Source organism: Streptomyces sp. CB00455, assembly GCF_001905445.1.
Taxonomy (GTDB): domain Bacteria; phylum Actinomycetota; class Actinomycetes; order Streptomycetales; family Streptomycetaceae; genus Streptomyces.
Genome location: NZ_LIVQ01000010.1, coordinates 84,323 through 89,510, shown reverse-complemented (window position 1 = coordinate 89,510; position 5,188 = coordinate 84,323). Strand labels below are relative to the sequence as shown.

Below are 5,188 nucleotides of genomic sequence, written 5' to 3'. Positions count from 1 at the left end.
AACGGTGGCACTCCTAGTGAGATCGTCGGGCGAACCCCGGAAGCGGTCGGTGCGGGCGGGCGGCCCGGGCGGGTCCTGACCCGCCCGGGCGGCCCGCCGTGGTGCGGCGGCGCGGGCCGGGCGGACGGGTCAGCCGGCGGCCTGCTCCGCCATGCGGCGGCGCAGGCTCGCGGGGCGCATGTCGGTCCAGATCTCGTCGATGTGCGCCAGGCACTCCTCGCGGGTGCCCTCGGTCCCCTCGGCGTGCCAGCCGGCGGGGAGGTCGCGGTCGGCCCACCACACGGAGTACTGCTCCTCGTCGTTGTGGACGACGCGGAAGGTGGCGGGGGCGGGCTGCTGTTCGGACATGGATGTCTCCTGGGAAGGGGTTCGTGGTCGGTCACACGGAGGTGGTGAGGGGCGTCTCCCAGAGGTGGGAGACCGATCCGAAGTGCTGGTGGACCCAGGCGTCGGAGTACACGGTGTCGAGGTAGCGGTCCCCGCCGTCGGGGAAGACGAGCACGCAGTGCGAGCCCGCCGGGATCCGGTCGGCCAGCTGTTCCAGGGCGGCGACGACGGCCCCCGAGGAGGCCCCGGCCAGCACGGCCTCGCGCCGCACCAGGCGGCGGCAGGCGGCGACGCTGTCGAGGTCGGGCACGTGGACGACCTCGTCGGCCAGGGAGAGGTCGGCGAGCGGCGGCCGGATGGCGGCCCCGTGGCCGGGCAGCAGCCGGGGGCCGGGCGGGTTGCCGAAGATGGCGCTGCCGGCCGCGTCCACGCCCACGACGGTGGTGTCCAGGTCGTGCGCCCGGATGTATTCGGCGCAGCCGCGCAGGGTGCCGAAGGTGCTGACCGCGGAGAAGAGGTAGTCGACGCGGCCGCCGAGGGCACGGTCGATCTCCTCCATGGTGCGGTGGTGGGCGATCGGGTTGAGCGGGTTGGTGTACTGGTTGGGCCAGTAGGCGCCCGGGAGCGTCTCGGTCAGCTCCCGGACCCGGCGCAGCCGGGCGGGCAGGAACTCGCCGGTTTCGGCGTCGGGTTCGGTGACGATCTCCACTTCGGCCTGGTAGGCCCGCAGGAGCGCGATGTTGCGCGCGGTGGTGCGGGCGTCGACGACGCAGATGAAGCGCAGCCCGTAGCTGCGGCACAGCTGGGCCAGTCCCACGCCGAGGTTGCCGGAGCTGGACTCGACGACGACGGACCGGGCGGGTTCGAGTTCACCGGAGGCGACCTTGTCGGCGAGCAGGCGCAGGGCGGTGCGGTCCTTGATGCTGCCGCCGGGGTTGAAGCGTTCCATCTTGGCGTAGATCCGGGACCCGAAGTCCGGCAGGAGCCGGTCCAGTACCACCAGCGGGGTGCCGCCGATGGTTTCGCGCAGCCCCTGGGCGAGGGCGCGGCGTCCAGGTTTCATGAGCGGCTGGTCTCCCCGGGGAGGAAGCCGTCCAGCTCCACGCCCAGCCCCTTGGCGGCGGCTTCGTCGCGGACCCGGGCGGCCAGGGCGATGTCGAGGGCGCCCAGTCCGAACGGCGAGTAGACGACGGTGCGGGCGGGGTCGCGGTGGAAGGAGCCGGGGTCGCGCAGGATCCGGCCGATCTCCGCGTCGACGAAGTCCCGGTTCCCGGTGGCCTGTTCGGCCAGGTGGATGGAGGTCTGCTCCCGGCTGACGTGGTCGGTGTCGTCGACGACGTTCTGCGCGGCGAGGATGTCCTCGACCTTGATGTCCCGCAGCGACACGTGCAGGACCGTGGACCCGGGTGACAGCGGGGACAGGTCCAGGTGGGGCGCGCCGGCGGTGGTGGCGAGGCAGACCAGGCGGTGGGCGGCGAGCGCTTCGCCGACGGTGTCCGCGACGGTGACCGCGAGGCCGGGCAGCTCGGCGGCGCGGGCGGCGAAGAGCGCGGCGCGGGCGGGGTCCCGGTCGTGGACGGTGACCTCGCGCAGCCCGGGCAGCTCCGAGCGTAGGAAGCGCAGCACCTCCAGGTTGATGACGCCGCAGCCGATGAGGGAGGCGCCCCGGGTGTCGGCCTCGGCGGTGAGCAGCCGCGCCGCGACGGCGGCGCTGGCCGCGGTCCGCTTGGCGGAGATCACCGAGCCTTCCACCAGGGCGTCCGGGCGGCCGGTGCCCGGCTCGTTGAGGATGATCGCCGCGCTGGCGCGTTCCAGCCCCCGTTCGAGGTTCCCGGGGAAGGAGGAAATCCATTTCATCCCCATGGCGGGCGCTTCTCCGCCGACGAATGCGGGGAGGCCGATGATGCGGTCACGCGGGGCGTCCGGGAAGCGCAGGAATATCGAGTGCGGCAGTGCGGTGCGGCCTTCGTCATGGGCTGCGTACGTCTTGCGTACGACGTCGGCCACGAGGCGTTCCTGCCCGTCCAGTATGTCCCGGACGTCGGCATGACGCAGAATCAGCATGGTGTCGCATCCTTATGCTCGAAGTTCTCCGGGCAGCGGTCGCCGCCGGCCGGAGCGACGATGACGCAGTTCGATCCGGCGGGGATCCGGTGGGCCAGCTGCAGGAGTGCGGCGGCTGCCGCGCCCGCCGTGGAGTCGGCGAGCAGCCCCTCGGCGGCCAGTAGGCGTTCCCGCATGAGGGCGGCGTCCTTCGGGTCGACCCACACCACGTCGTCCACGCCGAACGGGATGGCGAGCGGGCCGGTCGGCACCGGCGCGGGTCCCCGGCAGACGCCGACGACCGTGGTGCCCAGCCCCTGGATCCGGGCGTACTCGGCGCAGCCCCCGAGGGTGCGGGGGTAGGCCAGGTCGCACAGGACCAGGTCGACCCGGTCCTCCAGCGCTTCGGCGATCTCCCGCATCGTGTCGGTGTCCTCCCGCGGCCACAGCGGTGCGGCGCTGGTGCTGAGCCGGAACGCGGCCGAGACGGTGGCGATGACCTCCGCCAGCCGCTGCGGGGCGGCCTGGGCATCGACCTCCTCGTACCGCGCTCCGTAGGCGGTGAGCAGAGCGGGGAAGGGGTCGGCCGCGGGGCCCTCCAGGAGGGCGAGGAAGTCGATGCCGTAGTAGCGGCACACCTGCGCGAGGGAGACGGCGAGTTCGGGGGAACAGATCTCGACGGCGAGGGCCCCGTCCGGGACGCGGCCCTCGCGCCGGATCACCTCGCGCACCAGCGCGAGCGCCGTGCGGTCCTCGATGCTCCCGCCGGGGTTGTACCGCTCCATCTTCATGAAGACGCGGGACGGGAATCCGTCGAGGAGGCTGGTCAGCTCCACCAGGGGGGTGCTCCCGATGGTGGAGATGATTCCTCGGTGTACGGCCTGGTTCACTCTTTCCCTCTCTCTCCCCTGGACCGCGGGGATGCCTGAACCAATGTGCGGGCGGCCTCTATCAGCCATCTATGCGAATCCCTGCGTCCGTCTCCGCCAGGCGGTGATGGACGACGGGGCCGGCGCTGCCGAGCTCCTGGGCCACGGCCCCGAACAGAGGCGGCCCGAGCGGCAGGTCCTCGACGCGCCAGGTCGCCGGCCCGGTCGGCTCTTCGTGGCGCACCAGCACCGCGGGGCGTGTTTCCGGCCATACCTCGACGCTCGGCAGGTCGACGACGATGCCCACTCCGCTGGCCTTGAGCACGGCCTCCTTGCGCGTCCAGCAGCGGAAGAACTCCGCGCGCCGGGACTGCGCGTCGGGCTGTCCCTCGATGTGGGCGATCTCGGCCCGCGACATGACCAGGAGCGAGGACTCCTCGCAGAAGCCGCTCGCCGCTCCGTCCTCGATGTCCACGCCCACCTGGCGGCCGGCCGCGACGGCGAGCAGCCAGTGCGCGCCGGAGCGGGAGAGGTTGAACTCCAGTCCCGAGTCGGGCCACTCGATGCCCGGCCTGCCGTGGGCGGCTCCCCCGCAGCGGGGGCAGGGGCGCCGGCCGAGCCGCAGCGCGGCGGCTTCCACGCCGGTGTAGCGGGCGAGTATCCGGCGTACCGCGGCGTGGACGCCCGCGTAGTGCACGCCGGCGCCGGCCGCCATGCCGCGCAGCTGTTCGCGCTCCTGCTCGGAAAGCACGGCGCGGTCGGCCGGGGCGAGCAGGCCGGGGGCCCTGCCCTGCCAGACGTGGACCGCGCCGGTGTCGCGCAGACTGCGCCGCAGGGCGGTGGCGGCCGGGGACCGGAGCGCTGCCGGGGTCCCTGACGCGCGCATCAGCCGGACATCGCCACGAGGACGCGGCGGGCGCCGGTGAACGGGCGGCGGCCGTGGGCCAGCAGGACGTTGTCGATCAGCAGGAGGTCGCCTTCGCGCCAGTCGACGTCGACCGCGTTGTCCAGGCCGCGGTCGCGGATCTGCTCGATGTGGGCGGTGGGGATGGGGCTGCCGTCGGCGAAGGTGACGGCCTGGGGCAGGTCCTCGGGCGGCAGGATGGCCGCGAGCTGCGCGGCCGTGTCGTCGCCGAGGCCGGCGGGGTGCCACTGGTCGGACTGGTTGAACCAGACCTCGGCGCCGGTGACGGGGTGGCGGGTGGTGGCCGGGCGGAGCTGGGTGACGCGCAGTCCCCCGTCGGCCTTCCAGGTCCATTCGGCGCCGGAGGAGGCGAGGAACGCCTCGACGTCGTCGCGCTCCTTCGTCTCGAAGGTGTCCTGCCAGCTCTTGCCGAGGCCGTAGCCGTCGTGCAGGTTCTGCAGGTAGCGGACGCCTCCGGCGAAGGCCGCGCGGACCTCGGGGTCGAGCGCGCCGAGCCAGCGCGCGGCGTCGAGCACGGGGGTGGCCCCGCCGGTGGCGGCGGCCTTCTGGCAGTAGAAGGCGAGCCGGGTGGGCCACTGGTGGGCGTAGCTCATCTCGTTGTGCATGGAGATGGTGAATTCGGGCGGGTACTCCGTCGAGGTGTAGACGTTGCCGCCGACCTTCGTACGGGGCGAGTTGCCGTGGACGTAGGCCAGCCGGTTGGGGAGCAGCAGGTCGAGAACGGCCGGGAGGGTGTCGGGGGTGATCCCGAAGCCCCGCAGGACGATTCCCTTCTCCCTGGTCAGCAGGGCGGCCAGGCCCTCGTCGCCGGCGGTCTCGGCCAGCCGGCCGGCGAGCCGGTCCGGGCCGGCCCCGTCGGCGGTGATCTCCAACGGGGCCCAGCTGCCCGTCTTGTCTTCGGCCGTGCTCAGCATGGTCGGATTCCTCTTCTCTGCGCGCGTGTTCGGGGGTGGTGTAGCCGCAGAGTCGGCCGGGGAGCATGCCGAAAACTATGCGGCCCCTACAGCGCCGGTCCGTCCCTCGC

The 5,188-nt window shown here is 73.1% G+C and carries 6 protein-coding genes; all 6 read right to left on the bottom strand.

The window, feature by feature from the left end; all coding sequences use genetic code 11:
• Positions 1–129: 129 nt before the first annotated feature.
• Positions 130–348, bottom strand: a complete 219-nt coding sequence (locus AMK16_RS30260) for an MbtH family protein (RefSeq protein ID WP_073920520.1) — start codon at positions 346–348, stop codon at positions 130–132.
• A gap of 31 nt (positions 349–379) precedes the next feature.
• The gene (gene sbnA / locus AMK16_RS30255; protein ID WP_073920519.1) at positions 380–1,390 is read right to left on the bottom strand and encodes a 2,3-diaminopropionate biosynthesis protein SbnA; all 1,011 of its coding nucleotides are present in this window, start codon (positions 1,388–1,390) and stop codon (positions 380–382) included.
• Positions 1,387–2,391, bottom strand: coding sequence for a 2,3-diaminopropionate biosynthesis protein SbnB (sbnB, locus tag AMK16_RS30250; protein ID WP_073920518.1), 1,005 nt, complete (start codon positions 2,389–2,391; stop codon positions 1,387–1,389). Before sbnB ends, sbnA begins: the two co-directional genes overlap by 4 nt.
• Complete coding sequence (locus AMK16_RS30245) at positions 2,385–3,260, bottom strand: pyridoxal-phosphate dependent enzyme (RefSeq protein WP_073920517.1); 876 nt, start codon at positions 3,258–3,260, stop codon at positions 2,385–2,387. The genes sbnB and AMK16_RS30245 overlap by 7 nt, the downstream gene beginning before the upstream one ends.
• A gap of 61 nt (positions 3,261–3,321) precedes the next feature.
• Positions 3,322–4,125, bottom strand: a complete 804-nt coding sequence (locus tag AMK16_RS30240; protein WP_073920516.1) for a 4'-phosphopantetheinyl transferase family protein — start codon at positions 4,123–4,125, stop codon at positions 3,322–3,324.
• Positions 4,125–5,078 carry a TauD/TfdA family dioxygenase gene (locus AMK16_RS30235; protein ID WP_073920515.1) on the bottom strand — a complete coding sequence of 318 codons (954 nt, stop codon included), beginning with the start codon at positions 5,076–5,078 and terminating at the stop codon, positions 4,125–4,127. The genes AMK16_RS30240 and AMK16_RS30235 overlap by 1 nt, the downstream gene beginning before the upstream one ends.
• Positions 5,079–5,188: the final 110 nt, after the last annotated feature.